The sequence below is a fragment of the Nocardia sp. NPDC127606 genome, from assembly GCF_042671725.1.
In the GTDB taxonomy this organism is placed as follows: domain Bacteria; phylum Actinomycetota; class Actinomycetes; order Mycobacteriales; family Mycobacteriaceae; genus Nocardia.
On the sequence record NZ_JBHXWQ010000001.1, the window covers coordinates 369,539 to 386,746 of the forward strand.

Below are 17,208 nucleotides of genomic sequence, written 5' to 3' on the forward strand. Positions count from 1 at the left end.
CTCGTCGGCACCACGCCTCAGGCCCGGTGGGCGTTGCGCTCGTCCCACCACGCGGGCGCGTCGACGAAGTGGTTGTCGAATTCCTCCTGGGCGGCGACGAATTCCGCATGGGTGGCGTCGCCGTGGATGAGCCGATCGAGCAGACGGAAGTACTCGAAGCGCTGGACGCCGGGCATCAGGGCGATGAGGATGCGCGCGCCGCTGTCCGGGGTGGCGCCGAAGGCGTGCGGCATCTGCCGCGGGACGACCAGCGAGCCGCCCGCGCCGACGGTGAGGATGCGATCGCCCGCCATGACCTGGAGCTCGCCGTCGGCGACGTAGAACAGCTCGTCGGAGCGGGTGTGGAAGTGCGGTGCGGCGCCGTCGGCGCCCTGCGCCATGGTGACCTCGAGGGTGCTCACCGCGCCGTCGCTGGCGTTCGCGTCGGTGAGCAGGCGCATCCGCACGTTCTCGGTGCCCAGGGTCTCGGCATCCTCGGGCAGGCAGAGGGCGATGTCGCGGGTGTTCGTCATGACCATTCCGTTCGTCGGTTGATAATTCGTTGCCGAACTATATCGCAGCGAATAGAATCATGTCCATGGATGAACGCGAACCGGATGTGGTCGATGCGATCACGGCGCAGTGGCAGCGGGAGCGACCCGATCTGGAACTCGAGGCGATGGCGGTCTTCGGCAGGCTCGGCAGGCTGATGAACATCGCCACGGCACGGATCGAAAGCGTGTTCACCGCACACGGTTTGCAGCGCGGCGAGTTCGATGTGCTTGCCGCACTACGCCGTTCGGGTTCACCCTTCGAACTCAACCCGTCGGTGCTCGCCGACACCCTGATGCTGTCGCGCGCGGGGATGACCGGCCGCATCGACCGGCTCGAAGCGGCGGGCCTGGTCCGCCGCATCGCCGACCGCGAGGATCGTCGCGCCGTGCGGGTGGCGCTCACCGAGGAGGGACGGGCACTGGTCGACACGGTGGTCGTGGCACACACCGAGAACGAGACGGCGATGCTGTCGGTGTTGACGCCCGCGGATCGGGCCGCCCTGGACCGGATCTCGCGAACCTTGCTCGATGGCTGGGCGACCTGACCTGCCGATCCCAGCCGGGGAAAGGGCGCCCCGTGATGATCCCGCCGCGCGCAATCGGCGAAGGTTCGGTGGCCGGCCTGACTCAGGATTCCTTGCGCCGCACCGAGGCTTCGACGAGATCCAGTACGGCGGAAAGGTTTTCGTTGGTGTGGCCCGAGGCGATGCGGGCGATGAGACCATCGAGAACCAGGTCGAGATAGCCGAGCAGGACGTCGGTGGGGACGTCGTCGCGCAGGGCGCCCGCGGCCTTGCGACGCTCCAGGCGGGCGAGTGTCGCGGCGGTCAGTTCGGCCGAGCGCTGGGTCCAGCCCGCGCGGAACTCGGGGTCGGTGCGGACTCGGCGCGCGATCTCGAGGCGGGTGCCCAGCCAGTTGAATTCCTCCGGGCGGGCGAGCATATCGCGCATCACCTGGACGATGCCCTGGTTGGCGGCGACTTCGGCCATGCGTTCGGCGTCGTCCTTGGCCAGGGCGAAGAAGAGAGCGTCCTTGTCACGGAAATGGTGGAAGATCGCGCCGCGGGACAGGCCGATGGCCTCTTCCAGGCGGCGCACGGTGGCGCCGTCATAGCCGTATTCGGCGAAGCAGCGTCGTGCACCGTCGAGGATCTGGCTGCGGCGGGCGGCGAGGTGGTCGTCGCTGACCTTGGGCATGATTCCTCCAGCTAGCGGATACACGGACCCCCGCCCCGGCGAACCGAGACGGGGGCTGTCGCATTATTCAGGGGGCAAGCGAATGCCCTTGTGGCGCAACACCTTACGGTGTCGCGCCACCGGGTCGAACAATCAGCCGCGGATCATGTTGCGCAGCACGTACTGCAGGATGCCGCCGTTGCGGTAGTAGTCGGCCTCACCGGGGGTGTCGATGCGGACGACCGCGTCGAACTCGGTGACCTTGCCGTCTTCCGCGGTGGCGGTGACCTTCACGGTCTTGGGGGTGACACCCTCGTTGAGGGCGGTGATCCCCGCGATGTCGAAGGTCTCGGTGCCGGTCAGGCCCAGCGAGGCAGCGGACTGCCCGGCCGGGAACTGCAGCGGCACAACGCCCATGCCGATCAGGTTGGAGCGGTGGATGCGCTCGAACGACTCGGTGATGACGGCCTTCACGCCCAGCAGGCTGGTGCCCTTGGCGGCCCAGTCACGCGAGGAGCCCGAACCGTATTCCTTGCCACCGAGCACGACCAGCGGGATACCCGCGGCCTGGTAGTTCTGCGAGGCGTCGTAGATGAACGCCTGCGGGCCACCGTCCTGGGTGAAGTCGCGGGTGTAACCACCCGAGACGTCGTCGAGCAGCTGGTTGCGCAGCCGGATGTTGGCGAAGGTGCCACGGATCATGACCTCGTGGTTACCGCGACGCGAGCCCAGCGAGTTGTAGTCCTTGCGGGCCACACCGTTGGCGTCGAGATACTGCGCGGCGGGGGTGCCGGGCTTGATCGGGCCGGCCGGGGAGATGTGGTCGGTGGTGACCGAGTCGCCCAGCAGCGCCAGCACGCGAGCGCCGGAGATGTCGGTGACGGGGGAGGGATCCATCGACATGCCGTCGAAGTACGGCGCCTTGCGCACGTAGGTCGACTTCTCGTCCCACGCGAAGGTGTCGCCCTCCGGGGTCGCCAGACCCTGCCAACGCTTGTCACCATCGAAGATGGTGGCGTAGGAGTTGCGGAACATGTCCTGGCTGATCGACGTCTTGATGGTGTCGTCGATCTCCTGGGCCGAGGGCCAGATGTCCTTCAGGAAGACATCGTTGCCGTCGGTGTCCTGGCCGAGCGCGTCGGTCTCGAAGTCGAAGTCCATCGTGCCCGCGAGCGCGTACGCGATGACCAGCGGCGGGGAGGCCAGGTAGTTCATCTTCACGTCGGGGGAGATGCGACCCTCGAAGTTGCGGTTACCCGAGAGCACCGCGGTGACCGAGAGGTCGTTGTCGTTGATCGCGGCCGAGATCGCCTCGGGCAGCGGACCGGTGTTACCGATGCAGGTGGTGCAGCCGTAGCCACCGACGAAGAAGCCGAGCTTCTCCAGGTAGGGCCACAGACCGGCCTTCTCGTAGTAGTCGGTGACGACCTGCGAGCCCGGCGCCATGTTGGTCTTCACCCACGGCTTGGTCGCGAGACCCTTTTCCACCGCGTTGCGGGCGAGCAGGGCGGCGCCCAGCATGACCGACGGGTTGGAGGTGTTGGTGCAGGAGGTGATACCCGCGACGACAACCGCGCCGTGATCGAGGACGAACTTGTTGCCGTCCTCGCCGACGACCTCGATCGGCTTGGACGGACGGCCCTTGGCACCGTTGGCCGCGGAGTGCGCGGGGGTGTAGGTGTCGTCGGCGGCGGCAGCGGACACCGCGGTCGAGTCCGAGGCCGGGAACGACTCGTCGACGCCCTCGTCCAGCGCGGTGAGCTCACCTTCGCCGACGTAGTTGACGATGTCGGAGCGGAACGCGTTCTTGGAGTCGCTGAGCAGGATGCGGTCCTGGGGACGCTTCGGGCCCGCGATCGAGGGCACGACGCTGCCCAGATCGAGCTCGAGGTACTCCGAGTACACCGGCTCGCGGTCGGCGTCGTGCCACATGCCCTGTTCCTTGGCGTACGCCTCGACGAGCGCGAGCTGCTCGTCGCTGCGGCCGGTCAGGCGCAGGTAGTTGATGGTCTCTTCGTCGATCGGGAAGATCGCGGCGGTGGAACCGAACTCGGGGCTCATGTTGCCCAGGGTGGCGCGGTTCGCGAGGGGGACTTCGGAGACGCCCTTGCCGTAGAACTCGACGAACTTGCCGACGACGCCGTGCTTACGCAGCTGCTCGGTGACGGTGAGCACCACGTCGGTGGCGGTGACGCCCGGCTTGATCTCACCGGTCAGCTTGAAGCCGACCACGCGCGGGATCAGCATGGAGACGGGCTGGCCGAGCATCGCGGCCTCGGCCTCGATGCCGCCGACGCCCCAGCCCAGCACGCCGAGGCCGTTGACCATGGTGGTGTGCGAGTCGGTGCCGACACAGGTGTCGGGGTAGGCCTGGCCGTTGCGGACCATGACCGTGGGGGCCAGGTACTCGATGTTGACCTGGTGGACGATGCCCATGCCCGGGGGGACGACCTTGAAGTCGTCGAAGGCGCCCTGGCCCCAGCGCAGGAACTGGTAACGCTCGCCGTTGCGCTCGTATTCGAGGTCGACGTTGCGCTCCAGCGCGTCGGCGCGGCCGAAGACGTCCAGGATCACCGAGTGGTCGATGACCATGTCGGCGGGCGAGAGCGGGTTGACCTTGCTCGGATCGCCACCGAGGACGGTGACGGCCTCACGCATGGTGGCCAGGTCGACGATGCAGGGCACGCCGGTGAAGTCCTGCATGATCACGCGCGCGGGGGTGAACTGGATCTCGACGCTCGGCTGTGCCGAGGGGTCCCAGTTCGCGATCTCGCGGATGTGATCGGCGGTGATGTTCGCGCCGTCCTCGGTGCGCAGCAGGTTTTCTGCCAGCACCTTCAGGGCGTAGGGCAGCTTCTCGGTGCCGGGAACAGCCGAGAGACGGAAGATCTCGTAGGAGTTGCTTCCGACCTCGAGCGTGCCCTTGGCGCCGAAGGTATCAATCTTCGTCACGTCAGCTCCACTCATGTGTGAGGGTGTGCCGCCGGCGGGGCTGTGCCGGCGACTCGCGTCTTCGGAGGGGGTATCCGGCACCGTGAGATGCCTGTTTCCTCGCCGTACGATCCTAACAGTACGCTTGTCCTATGAAATACGCGGGGGCCGTCGGTGGTGCCGTGCAGGCGTAGCCCGACGCCGAGTCGCGTACTGTGCCTGACGAGCGAAGTCGGGGAAGACGCAGTGACGCTCACCTTGGCAGTGTTGGACGCCCGTCGCGACACCGGCGATCGTGGCTCGACAGACCGGATGGAAGATGACCACTTTTGCGCCGATGGCGGCCGAACTGCCGCCGAACACCGTGCTGAGCAGCGTCGCGTCCGACCTCGCCGACAATCACGTCGCGGCCCCCAAAGGTCAGGATCAGGAGAAACTGGCGGCGATCGTCGCGCAGGCGCGATCCGAGGGGATCCCGCTCAGCGTCGTCGTCGTTCCCGGTAATCCCGGCCACGACTCGAGCCTACGTGACCTGGCGACCGAGGTCGGCGAGAACACCCACGGCACTGTCGCCGTGTTCAGCGACGACTGGCTGGGTACCTACAGCGACACCATCAGCCGGGTTCGGCTCGAGTGGGCCGAGGATGCGGCCAAGTACAAGGGCAACCATCCCGAAGAGGCCGTGCAGGCCTTCGTCGACCGGCTCGAGCAGCCGGAGGGGGTTTCCTGGGGCGTCATCACCATGGTGTTGCTGACCCTCACGGCGCTCGTGATCGCCGGGCTGTACCTGGTGAAGGTCCGCCGCGGTCCCGATGTGGACGCGCCGGCCGCCCCCACGTCACCGCACGTCGATGCGGGATCCGCCAACTAACTGGTTTCACTACAGTCACATTTCCAGACCAACGGTCTGTTTTCTTCGGTAGAAAGCTGTCCTTCGTCAGGCAAATTCCGAGCAATCGATGAATTGATGCCGCGCCCCGCTGTGACGGATGTTTCCTTTGAGAACTATGTGTCGTACGGTTGCGATGAACGCGATCGTGAATGCAGTGGTACAGGGGGCATTGGTCGACTCTTGTGGTCGGTGTTTCGACTGATGCGCCGGTGGCGTATGTCGAGTCGAGATACTCGGAGGTGCCGTGCGCAGTGCGGGCAGGCAGGACGAACCAGGTCTATTACGAATAGCGATCGGTTTGCTGGCGGTGGTGGCAGTGCTGCTCGCCGCGGGACCGGTCGCTGCTGTGCCACCCCCTCCACCCAATCCGTCCGACGGTGAGATCGCCGGGGCGGGCGCCCAGGTCGACGCGCGGGTCAGTGAGATCGGCGTACTGATCAATCGCGTCGCCGCGGCCGATCAGCAGTTACGCGAACTCGACGACCAGCTCGCGGGCAAACGGGAAGCGGTCAACCAGGCACTCGTCGACCTGCAGACCGCGCGCGACGCCGCCGACGCGGCCGCGGCCGCGGTCACCGACAGCCAGACCCAGCTGGCCGACGCGGGGGTGAAAGTCGGTGTGGCACGCCAGGATTTCGATCAGGTCGCCACCCAGGCGTACGTGCGCCCCGCCAACAGCTCGGTCGTCACCTACCTCGCCTCCTCCACCCCCGACGCCGCGATGGATCGCGCGCAGGTGCTCGGCATGGTGTCGAAGAACCAGCGACAGGTCCTGGACGGTTTGCGCCGCGCCCAGGTCGCCCAGGCCAACCAGAACTCCGCCGCGCGGCAGGCCAAGACCGACGCCGACAACGCCGCCGCCGGGGCTGAGCAGAAGCGCGACGCCGCCCAAGCCGCGGTGAACATCGCGAAATCCGAATTCGACACCCAGGCCGTGGCTCGCGACAACCTGCGTCGCGACCGCAGCGCGGCCCAGTCCGCCCTCGACGTCGCCCGCTCGACCGTCGCCGGGCTGCAGAGCCAGCGCGAGATCTTCCTGGCCTGGGACGACCAGCGCGAAGCCGAGGTCATGGCCCTGCTGGCCGCCGCCAACGCCGCCGCCTCCCGCGCCGCCGCCGACAAGGCCGCCCGCGACCGCGCCGCCCAGCTCAACGAAGGCCAGCGCCCACACACCGACCTCGAATCCACCCCCGCCTCCCCCCGCCGAACCAAACCGCGCCCCTCCCAGCCCCAGGTCACCGGTTCGGCCGCGATCGAAACCGTGGTCGACCGCGCGATGTCGCAACTCGGCGTCACCTACGCCTGGGGCGGCGGCGACGAGGACGGCCCAACCCTCGGCATCCGCGACGGCGGCACCGGCGACGCCCACGGCGACTACAACAAGGTCGGCTTCGATTGCTCGGGTTTGATGCTGTATTCGTTCGCGGGCATTGGTGTCTCTCTGCCTCACTACAGCGGCTACCAATACAACGCGGGCACCCGAGTCGACGTCGACGACCGCGAACGCGGCGACATGTTGTTCTGGGGCCCCGGCGGCAGCGCACACGTGGCGATGTATTTGGGCAACGGCAAGATGATCGAGGCCCCGCAGTCCGGCGACGTCGTTCGGATTTCCCCGGTCCGCGAAGACGGCATCATGCCGTACGCGGTCCGCATTGTCACTAGTTGAAGGATCTGCTTCTGCTTGGGCGTGCTTGCTTCAGCCGGGATGCCGCGAATCGCGGCCAGTGGGAATCGCTCGCGATGCGAGATTTCAGGGTCTAGATGCAATGGAGTCCGGCCAGGAGGCCGGAAGGCAGCCGCTGTGTACCTGCTCCCCGAAGGCGGCAAGGCATGCCGCAATGGAGTCCGGCGCGGAGGCCGGAAGTCAGGCGCGGTCATCGTGCTGCCCAAGCGGTGGCCAGCACCGCCGCAATTGGGTCCGGCGCGGAGGTCGGAAGTCAGAAGCTCAACCGACTGCTGTCGAACATGGCGAACGACGTGCCGCAATGGAGTCCAGCCCAATGACAGGAAGGATGGCAGGTATGCAGCAGTGGTCGAAAGGGCGGCACCTGGAGACCGCAGCATGCTCCGGCTCGAGGGTCGGACATCGGCCGATGTCGGAGCAACGACCTGGTCGGATCGCGCAGAGCCGCAATCAAGTCCGGTGCGGCAGCCGGAAGTCAGGCTTCGGCGACCGCGTTCGCGGCGCCTTCCTCGTTGCCGTAATGGGTCCGGCGCGGAGGCCAGAAGTCAGATCCACGGCGAAACGCAATAGCTGCCATCGCCCGGGCCGCAACGGGGTCCGGTGCGAAGGCCGGAAGTCAGGGCTCAAGGGCGAAGAGACCAGCATTCAGTTGAGGCCGCAATGGAGTCCGGCGAGGAGGCCGGAAGTCAGGGTGCAGTTCGGTGACGGCAATCGCCGCCGGGACCGGCCTGCTGCAATGGAGTCCGGCGCGGATGCCGGAAGTCAGGAGGAATCGCACCTAGCGCGCGAGATCGGAACCACGCGGCCGCAATGGAGTCCGGCGCAAAGGCCGGACGTCAGCTGCGCGCGGCCGACCACTTCGGGCACTCGGGTGAGGCCCAGCCGCAATGGGTTCCGGCGCGGAGGCCGGAAGCCAGGTGCGGCGTTGTCGCCGGACTTGTCAGCGTGGTTGATGCCGCAATGGAGTTTGGGCGGAAGTCGGAAGCCAGCTGAAGGCCTTGGTCGGATTGGCAACGACGTGTTCCTTGCCGCAATGGACTCCGGGTTGGAGGCGGACGTCAGCGGTGCCTGGGCCCGTCAGCCTCTTGCACGGGGCAGCAGCCGCAATGGAGTCCGGCGCGGACGACGGAAGTCAGTAGCCGTCGTTGGTCAGGATGACCGTCGGGTCGAGCTGGCCGCAATGGAGTCCTGCCTAAGGGGCGGAATGCAGTTGACTGTGATCGAAGCCCAGAGCGCGGCGACATCGTGCGGCAATGAAGTTCGGTGCGGCGGCCGGATGTCAGCGGCCTCTACAGCGTCATGTTCGACCGTGATCGGCCCACCGCAATGGTGCCCGGCGCGGAGGCAGGGAGTTAGGTGAAGGCCGGCCGAGCCGACGACGCTGAGTACGCGCTGCCGCAATGGTGTCCGGTACGGAGGTCGGAAGCCAGGGAGCAGGCCCCTGCGGACTGCCCCGAGTGGCCGCAATGGGGTCCGGCGCGGAGGCCGGAAGTCAGGCCGTTTGCTGCCGTGCGGGGAGGCGTCACCGGGCACGCCGCAAGGGAGTCCGGCCTTGGAGCCGGAAGGTAGCTGAATGTGATCGAAGCTCCAGAATCCGGGAATGTCGTCCTGCAATGGAGTCCCGCCCGGCGGAGACCGGAAGTCCAGTCTCGATCATCCCAGCGGCCGCGCGGTCGACGTACCGCAATGGATTCCGGCGCGGAGGCCACAAGTCAGCCCGACGCTCGCTGCTTGATGACGAAATCGCGCTGGAAGCCGCAATGGAGTCCGGCGCGGAGGCCGGAAGTCAGGTGTAGGTCGGGATCGCCTGCTCGGCAGTCGCGATGGGTGCCGCAACGGGGTCCGGCGCGGAGGCCGGAAGTCATCGGCGTTGTCGTTGGGTGGTCCGATCGGGGCCGCCCGCAGCAATGGAGTCCGCGCGGAGGCCGGAAGTCAGCGTAAAGCCGAGCGACTCGAAGTCAGCCAGGGACTGGCCGCAATGGGTCGGCGCGAAGGCCGGAAGTACAGGACCTAGTTCTCGGTGCAATGGGGTCCGGCCTTGGGGCGGGGACAGAGCTGACCGTAATCGATGCCCCACAATCTGGGGATGTCGTGCTGAAATGGAGTCCGGCCCGCAGACTGAAAGCCGGTTTCAGCGTGCCCGCAGTGCCGAACCCGTTCTTCTTGCGCCAATGGAGTCCGGCGCGGAGGTCGGAAATCGGGGCCCGACCGGACCGATGATCTAGGCCCTGGTGCTCGCCGCAATGGTGTCCGGCGCGGAGGCCGGAAGTCAGAGCGCGCGGCCGTCGATCATGCCCGAGCAATCGGTGCCGCAATGGGGTTCGGCGCGAAGGCCGGAAGTCAACCAGACCGATCCCGTTCATCGACACCGAGATCCTGTGGACGCCGCAATGGAGTCCGGCGCGAAGGCCGGAAGTCAGGTGTGAGGGTGGAAGGTCCGGCCACCACCGCAGTCGAGTCCTGGCCATTGTGGAGTTGTCAAAGAGCAGATGCTGGGAGGGACTCAGTCGGCTGGTTTGAAGAGGCCTAGGCCGAAGTGGCTCAGGTGTCCCAGTGTTATCGGGCCACCTGAGGGCGGTGAGATATTTTCAGGGAACCTGAGGCGAACGAAGGTCGACGGCTTGTCGGCTCGGCCTTGGCCGCTGCGGTTGTTCCGCTGCACTGACGGGCGGTGCCGGACCCAGTCGGTCCACGGTCGGCTGATGAGCTGAATATCGACTGGCTGGGTGATCCCGGCAACATTCAACTCACGACGAATTTCCCGGTGTAGGTACTCCTCCTCAGTTCCCCTGTTTCGGTAATGCGAAGGGGTGTAAGGAGTTACCGATTCCCAGGTCTTTGTGCAGCGCTCGTACTGTGGATAGGCATCCTTTAGTGACCCGACCGCCGCTGCCCGGAGCACCACCTTGAGGCTCCGCCCAGACGTAGCAGGGTTGCCGCTGGAGAGTTGTCGTAGCCCTTTTAATGCCTGCACTTCATGCGGTTGAAATCCGCCAGCCGCCCAAGCTATGAGGCCTACAATTCGCCGATCCTCAATGATCGGCAGATAGTGCGCGTGCCCTCTGTTCTCGAGTTGGCCACCAGTCGCGTCTTTACCCGCGATCATCGAATCTTGGGGTGGTTGCCCTGCAGTGAGGTTGGTGCACTGGCGGATCGCGGCCCGTCGTAGCAGATCGGTCAGTTTGACTGTGTCGGTTTCCGGCGGAAGCGCGGGCTGCAGGATGTCGAACCGAACTGCAGTAATGAGCTTGTCCGCCTGCGGAGGCCGGGCGGTCGGCCTTGACACGTGACTGTCGGTCAACGTACCGAATGGAGCCAGGCGAGAACCGAGCGGAATCGCAAGGCCAGTACTCCGCACCTCAGCTGGCGTTCGCAGCAGTTCCTGAATCTGTAGGGGCTGGTCAGGGGCCAGTACGGAGGTCACGGAGCGAAAACTGGTGAGGGACTTGTCAATTCCCAGGGGCTCCCACTCCTGATGTCCCGCTCCCTCAAAGGTTGAGGCGACGCGGGCGGTGCAAACGCTGTCGGCGCGCCCGAAGTAGGGGATCTCTAGGGCGAGCTTTTCGAGCGCGGCTTTTTGGGCGGCTGGAAGTTCATCTTTCCACTGGAACGCGATTTCTCCATCACGCTGGAACACAGCGAAAGCATCGAACATGCGGTCGGTACCTGTGGTGGTGTCGGGATAGTAGTGGCGGGTATGAGACATCGTGTGCTCTGGAAAGTACACGCGCTCGGGCAGTTCAGCTAAGGCCGAGAGCAAGCCGTGAATATCGGCCGACGGCAGGTCAGGGCACCGCGTCTGCCACACCGAATACAGCGTTCGCAGCAACCGCCATGGGGACGGCGGAATCTCCACCATTGCTTGGTTGACCTGACTCGTCCACGGCGTCGCATGGAACCGTCCGAACGGGAACGAGAGCGCGAGAACAGTGGGCATTTCAGCTCTTCTTTCCCGACCACTCGACGGTGATCGGCTCGCCGTCGCCGAAGGAACCAGCCGCGGCAGCCAGCCCGGCTGTGATTCGCTGCTCGAGCTCTGTGGCGGAGGGCAATGGCGGTGTCGTATCGCGGCGTGGTCGGGTTTCGCTGATCATCTCCAGGTCGCACGCGGTGCGCAAGCGCAGATCACCGTCGAGGAACTGGCGGATTTCCCACAGCGCCAACGACTCCAGCAGCTCGGTCGCCGACTGCGGCAAGCCGTAGGACCGGATCAACCCGACATCCACCGCGAACGACGCCACGATCTCCTTGGCGGTCCACTCGACGCGGGTGAACGGCACCGAACCGTAGCCCTCGCTGGTGCCACCTCCGTCACCGTCCTTGTCCAGCTGGTGTCGGACGATGTCTGCCTTGCGGCCGCCGCTGACAGCCTTCTGCACATGGTGGGCTTCGATCACCGCCGACGTAACCCGAGGGAATCTCGGCTGTCCCAACCAATCCTTATGGGCGAAGAAGACGCCGTGCAGCAGACAGAACGGATCCAATTCGGCCACTGTGCGGACGATCCGGGCACGGTCGAGCGGAGTGTCCTTGGTGAGATTCATTCTTTCGGCGATCAGGGACCGGATCGTCTTGCCGTTCAGCGTCGCGGTGTGTACGAAGGGTGACGCTAGGCGGTGTGCTTCGAGTCGACTCGAGGTGAGGAAGTCGTCGGTGCCAGACCGGACGACGCGGACCCAGGGGAGCCCCGAAACCTCGTCCCGCGGGGCGTTCGCCGCGATGTTCCAGGCGGTTGCTTCCAATCGGTTGGCCATCGACTGCACAGATTCCACCAGCAACGAGGGGATCTCCTTCCCATCCTCGAACCGGTTGAACACGGCGGCACCGATATCGGGGAATCCGGTCGGCTGGAAGGTGCTACCCAACAGCGGTGCGAGCTCGACATCGTAGACATAGCGGTTGGTCATGCGGTGATCTCCTCGTCAGAGTGGGATTCGAGCTCGACAGCGGTGGGACGGTCTTCGAGTGGTACGGCGATCCGCGTCAGCGCTTGAAACCGGTCGCGGCGCTTGCTGCGCAATAGCAGAATTGCCGCTAGGTGGTCGCTGTTCAGCGCAGTGCTAGGGGTCGCGACAAATCGGAGGCCAGCTAGGCGAAGTCGTTGAGCGGCGTCTTCGAGTACCTCGGATGTGCGGCCGGCAGCCAGCAACGATGGCCACTCGAAGCCAGGGCACAGAGTGGCGAGGCGTCGGCTGCCGTCTTTCTTGCCGATCATGACCTGCTCGGTAGTGGTGAATTGCAGCAGTAGGTCGATGGCGGGGTCGCTGTTGACCTGGCGGTCTGTGTGTCGGTCGTCGACCTGCGTCCATGCTGCGTTGGGAGCCTCCGGCCACCGGACCGCGTCGAGTCCAGCTAGAAGGTTCGCGATCCGCTCGGACTCGATCTCGCCTCGTGCTACCGCGACGATGTCACCGACATCGATATCCAGACCTTTGCGGTAGGCGATCCGCGCACCCTTCACCGCTGATTTCGGTACCGAATGATCTGTTGGTTCGGCGACAGGCCGTGGTTGAGCCCGCCGCTTTACAGCCGACAGCAAGGCTGCGTAAAGACCGGCATTCAGGTCGGCGAGTCGAACAGCGTTGACATCACCCTTCCGGTCGTGGCCGGTCACGATGGACAGCGCGATTCTGAGATGGATGTCTTCTTGTCGGGCGGGCATGAGACCTGTCAGGACCCGGTGTGGATCAGGGAACCTGAGACCGGCCAAGGCTTCTCGGCTGGTGGTCGAACGGTCTAGTGCGCGACGAAGTTGACCGATCGATGCGAATACAGCGACGAGATCGGAGGGTTTGCCGGAGCCGGCGTGTTGATAGATAGCTTCCTTCAACGTGCTGAGGGTCGTCTCGATCGCCCGGGGTGGTTTAGTCCGGGTTACGGTCTCGATCCAGCGGTCCAGCGGTTCGAGGGTACGGATTCCCGGATGCTCGTCGATCTTGATTCGGCCCCCGTAGACCGCGAGAGGGCTTCGGCCGAGACGTTCGACGAAAATGTGTCGGCCGAAAGCCGTAATTCCGCGGGCGGTCCCCAGCGTCCCGCACGATCGGATCATGTCGAGGGCCGTATGCGCGGGCTGGTTTCTCCAGTCGGCCCGACCTTCGGTCAGAAGATGGTCGATTTCGGTTGCGGTCATCGGCTCGGACCATTCGGGTGTCCACTGTTCAGCAAGTGCCTTCTCGCCGAGCGCCGCGGAGTTGAATCCGGCTGCGGTCGAGCGGACTTGGAACGGCAGAGCGGCTCTGGCATACGCACTGCCGTGGCGACGGACAACCGCTGTCGAAAAGGAGGTCGTTCCACCGATCAGCAACAGGAAGGTCCACGGGTTGCCGATCGAATTAGACTCTTCGGGAGCGCCAACGCCGGATGGATCGTATTGTCCGAGAGACTCTTTGGGGAGCTGAACATCCGCTCGACCGGTCAGTGCGGCGTCGAGCCAGTCCACGCTGTTGCGATTCTCCAGCACAAGCTTGCTGAAACGGATGTAGGTGGCAGAAAGCTCGAGGCGGCCGAAGTTTCCACCAGTTCCGACGAGGCGGGAGTAGACCGGATCGCCATCAGTGAGTGCAACGGCGGTGTCGAGCCATTCGAGGGCATCGTCGGGCAACAGGTTGCGCGACAGTCGCAGCACGTCGTCCTTGGCGTCCTTGCTCCACAGCGTCGAATCACCCAGCAGTCCGTGCCGGGCACCTTCTGTCACGATGAGGCGACAAGCCCGCACCGCCGCCTGTAGTTGGACGAGCCGAGGATCGGAACTGTTCTCGACCCACGCGATGAGACCTTCGGCTGTGGCGCTCTTGCCGTTTCCCGCGAATCCAGAACCGGCGTTCCAGGGCGAGACGATCGGCAACGGCTGAAACTCAGCGGCAAGTTCCCTGATCAACTCGGCGACATTACTGAACCTGCTTGTCAGAGCGAATTCATCGCCCTGCCAATGCCCCGTCGCTTCGGCATCGAACTGGCGTGTGACCGTGCGCAGGACTCCCAGCGCGGACAGGTAGCCACCCAGGGAGGTGTTTCGGCAGCCAGGGAGATCGATTACCGGCATGTGCAGTCCTCTCCTTCGCGAGAAGCGTGCCAGTCAGCGGATCTGACGACGGCCTCGAGGAACCCGAGCCGGAAGGGGCCGAGGTCGGGCCGGTCACGCAGGTCGAGGGCGCGCTGGGTCAGCGAACCCTGTCCGAGCCTCAACGGCGCCAAAGTGAGATCAGCGGTCGGAATCTCGGTGCCGTCGGCCAAGGTCACCGCAGGAACCCTGTCGCCGCTCTGGATGCCGAGAATCGTTTTCGCGTCTTCTCCGTCGAGCGGCCGAACGGTCAGCCGGATCTTGCCGTGATGAGCCGTGACAAGGTAGACGATCAGTTCTGGCTCCTTCTGGTCGGCGAGTAGCTCGCATTCGGGGGAGTGGAGAACTAGTGCGCCTGCGAGCTCGTGTCGGAATCCAGGTCGAGCGTGGCGGAGCTGTTTTCTGCTCGGCGATTTCGCCCACACCGTGTCGCCGGTTGGTGGAGGTGTGTCAACCGAGGCTTTGCGAATTGAGTCCTGAAATATGTTGTGGGCCTTGCCGATATCGTGCAGTGCTGCGGCGGATATGCAGGCATCGAGGAAGGCGCTCGGTAGGAAGCGGGCGGCACCTAGGTCCTCGATCAGTCGAACGGCTTGTACCCGTGTGTCGTTCAGGTGCGTTGCCAGGTCGATCCAGCCCGCGCTACTCATACTCAGCGGGTCGTTGTCGCGGGCTTCGGAATCATCCGCGGTCGGCTGGTCAGCGACTGCGACCGGCACGACAGGTTGACGACTGGTCGGATCGAAACCGATTTCCGGCCGGTAGCCGCCAGAATGGCAGTCGAAAACCAGGACGGCGGAGGGTCGGACGTCACCCGTTTGTGCTTGACGCCAGCTGCCGTCTTCTTGATCCCAGATGTAAGCGGCAACAGTCTTTTTGGCGATGAGATCACGAACTTTGATCACCGGAGACGGACACAGTTCGTCTCGCGATACGGGCCGTCGATCAGCGTCCTCGCTCTTGGTGTCTGGCGCCCTACGCCACGCGACGGATACGGTGCGGTCGTCCTGGTCGCGAATGAACTGGCTCACATCGATGTCGTTGCCGAACAGGTCCGGCGACGTATCGAAGAGTTGCAACAGGTCTCGCTTGCGCAATACCGGATGTACGACAGCGGAAACCGAAACGCCGCAAGTACCGAGAGCCTCGCCCGTCACTTCCGTGCCTTCGAGTTCGAGAAGCTTTCGCGCTGATGCAGCAGTGTCGGCCTCGTTGTAGGGCAGTGCTGGTTTGTCGTCCGCCGGCTCGACCCACAGGACTCGGGCCGCAGTGGATTCGCCGTACCGATTGCACCGGCCAACACGCTGGACGATCGACGGCCATGGTGCTACTTCGGTAATCAGGGTTTCTGAGGTGATGTCGACACCGGCTTCGAGAACCTGAGTAGTGACGACGATCAGTCCTGCTTCGGACAGGGCCTTGGTGGTAGCGGCATCGATATGGCGTTCGCGGTCGTCGGCACGGAAACGCGAGTGAAGAAGCACGACCCCGGCGGCCGGCTTCCGCGCGACGAGGTCGCGGTAGACGGCTATCGCACGATCCACGGTGTTCAAGACAACAAGAGTTCTTGTCGCGGGACGATGCTCGAACAAAACCTGTGCTGCCAGCAGATGCGGATATGTCTTGCTGTCAGCGCCATCGAGCCCCAGGCGGACGATTCGGCGGACGGCTTCGAGGCGGCCACGCAGGGAGCTCGCCCTGTCCGCTTCGGCCAGCGTGACGTGTGTGAACTCGCGGCTGAAATCGATGGTGCGGAGCGCGGCATGGTCGACCGTCGCGGACATCCACATCGAATGGCAGGGAATCGCTGTTCCTAGCTTCTCGCGAAGCCCTTGCAACTGGAGGGAAGTGGGCAGTCCAGGACCCATCAGCTGGATCTCGTCGAAGACGAACTGAACGCCGGAATTGAGCAGTCCGAAGCTGATCGGCCAGGTGGTCCGGAACTCGGCGTATCCACGCATCAGCAACCGGGACAGGACCATATCCTGAGTGCCGATAAAGATTCTAGGCTTCGCCGGATCCATTACCCACTCGTCTCGATCTGGGTCTACGCCACCCATCAGCTGGTGTAGACCGGTGTCGGCGCCCAGGTTGTCGAGCCAGTTCCGCACCACTCCGTGGGTCTGGTTCACCAATGTCCGCTGAGGTAGAACGAACACCAGCCAGTGGGGTGCGTCAGAGCCGGTGTGGAGGCGTCGATACAGCCAAGGCAAGACTGCGGCCTGCGTCTTGCCTGAGCCGGTGGGGACTTCGAGTAGGTCGGGTAGCCCTTGCTCGGCCAAGCGTTGCTGATACGGGTACGGAACGTCGCTTGAACCTGTCGCACGCTGCGCGAATTCGACAAACTTCACTGGATCTGAACCCCTTCTCGGATGGACCACGGTCTATCACTGGCTACCGACATGAACGGTTATGGCGAGGATCCTGTATGTCAGCGATCCACTGGCCCCGAGTGACGCTTGCAGTCGGCCACGTTGTGCGTAACGATGGTCTGCCCCTCAGCTGGCCTGCGGGGACGGCAGAGGCCGGACTCCATTGCGGCATTATCGATTTTTGGTACGGCCGAGCTGATCAGCGATCACTCCGGCCTCTTCCGGCCGCAGCTCTATGACGCACGCGGGTGTGTTCTCCAGCCAGCGAAACCTGTCCAGCGGGCTTCTCTCCCCAGTCGCAGCAATTCGGGCCGTGCGCGCTGCCGTGCGTGACTCGCCTTCTTGCGGGTTCTGGGCTCGATCCAGCGATCCACCAACAGGGGCTGGCCTTTCCCTGCGGGTCAGTGTCCGATCCCAAATCTATAATGAAATAGATTGTCGATCGGTGAGCTCACGTTACTGCGCGCATGGAGGGTTGCGCAAGCATCTCTGGGCTGAAAAACAGTGCATAACAGTCGGTTTGGTCTGTGAGGAGGGCTGCTCGCTGCTGCCGT

10 protein-coding genes are annotated in these 17,208 nt (G+C 64.7%); 3 read left to right on the plus strand and 7 right to left on the minus strand.

The genetic code is table 11. The features are described from left to right. Nucleotides 1–17 precede the first annotated feature (17 nt). Nucleotides 18–512, minus strand: coding sequence for a cupin domain-containing protein (locus ACFVJ5_RS01795; RefSeq protein WP_379218026.1), 495 nt, complete (start codon nucleotides 510–512; stop codon nucleotides 18–20). Between the two features lie 65 nt (nucleotides 513–577). Here ACFVJ5_RS01795 and ACFVJ5_RS01800 point away from each other — a divergent pair, with 65 nt between their 5' ends. After that, the gene (locus ACFVJ5_RS01800) at nucleotides 578–1,078 is read left to right on the plus strand and encodes a MarR family winged helix-turn-helix transcriptional regulator (RefSeq protein ID WP_379218027.1); all 501 of its coding nucleotides are present in this window, start codon (nucleotides 578–580) and stop codon (nucleotides 1,076–1,078) included. Nucleotides 1,079–1,160: 82 nt separating this feature from the next. On the opposite strand, the gene ACFVJ5_RS01805 is transcribed toward ACFVJ5_RS01800, so the two are convergent. After that, the gene (locus ACFVJ5_RS01805) at nucleotides 1,161–1,730 is read right to left on the minus strand and encodes a helix-turn-helix domain-containing protein (protein ID WP_358072240.1); all 570 of its coding nucleotides are present in this window, start codon (nucleotides 1,728–1,730) and stop codon (nucleotides 1,161–1,163) included. Between the two features lie 132 nt (nucleotides 1,731–1,862). Continuing rightward, the gene (acnA, locus tag ACFVJ5_RS01810) at nucleotides 1,863–4,676 is read right to left on the minus strand and encodes an aconitate hydratase AcnA (protein ID WP_379218028.1); all 2,814 of its coding nucleotides are present in this window, start codon (nucleotides 4,674–4,676) and stop codon (nucleotides 1,863–1,865) included. A 283-nt stretch (nucleotides 4,677–4,959) separates the two neighbouring features. Between acnA and ACFVJ5_RS01815 the strand changes: the two genes are divergently transcribed. Both ACFVJ5_RS01815 and ACFVJ5_RS01820 read left to right on the plus strand, forming a co-directional pair. Next, nucleotides 4,960–5,511 (plus strand): DUF6676 family protein, encoded by a 552-nt coding sequence (locus ACFVJ5_RS01815; RefSeq protein ID WP_379218029.1) that lies wholly within the window; start codon nucleotides 4,960–4,962, stop codon nucleotides 5,509–5,511. A 265-nt stretch (nucleotides 5,512–5,776) separates the two neighbouring features. Further along, nucleotides 5,777–7,201: an NlpC/P60 family protein gene (locus tag ACFVJ5_RS01820; RefSeq protein WP_379218030.1), complete on the plus strand. Its 1,425-nt coding sequence runs from the start codon at nucleotides 5,777–5,779 to the stop codon at nucleotides 7,199–7,201. Between the two features lie 2,521 nt (nucleotides 7,202–9,722). Here the strand turns inward: ACFVJ5_RS01820 and csb2 are convergent. From csb2 to cas3, 4 genes are read right to left on the minus strand one after another with little or no spacing between them, the layout of a single operon-like run. Continuing rightward, entirely contained in the window at nucleotides 9,723–11,156 is a 1,434-nt protein-coding gene (csb2, locus tag ACFVJ5_RS01825) for a type I-U CRISPR-associated protein Csb2 (protein ID WP_379218031.1), read from the minus strand. Nucleotide 11,157: 1 nt separating this feature from the next. After that, on the minus strand, nucleotides 11,158–12,126 hold the full coding sequence (cas7u, locus tag ACFVJ5_RS01830; RefSeq protein WP_379218032.1) for a type I-U CRISPR-associated RAMP protein Csb1/Cas7u: 969 nt from the start codon (nucleotides 12,124–12,126) through the stop codon (nucleotides 11,158–11,160). Next, complete coding sequence (csx17, locus tag ACFVJ5_RS01835; RefSeq protein ID WP_379218033.1) at nucleotides 12,123–14,264, minus strand: type I-U CRISPR-associated protein Csx17; 2,142 nt, start codon at nucleotides 14,262–14,264, stop codon at nucleotides 12,123–12,125. Before csx17 ends, cas7u begins: the two co-directional genes overlap by 4 nt. Continuing rightward, the gene (cas3, locus tag ACFVJ5_RS01840) at nucleotides 14,255–16,633 is read right to left on the minus strand and encodes a CRISPR-associated helicase Cas3' (RefSeq protein WP_379218034.1); all 2,379 of its coding nucleotides are present in this window, start codon (nucleotides 16,631–16,633) and stop codon (nucleotides 14,255–14,257) included. Before cas3 ends, csx17 begins: the two co-directional genes overlap by 10 nt. Nucleotides 16,634–17,208 lie beyond the last annotated feature (575 nt).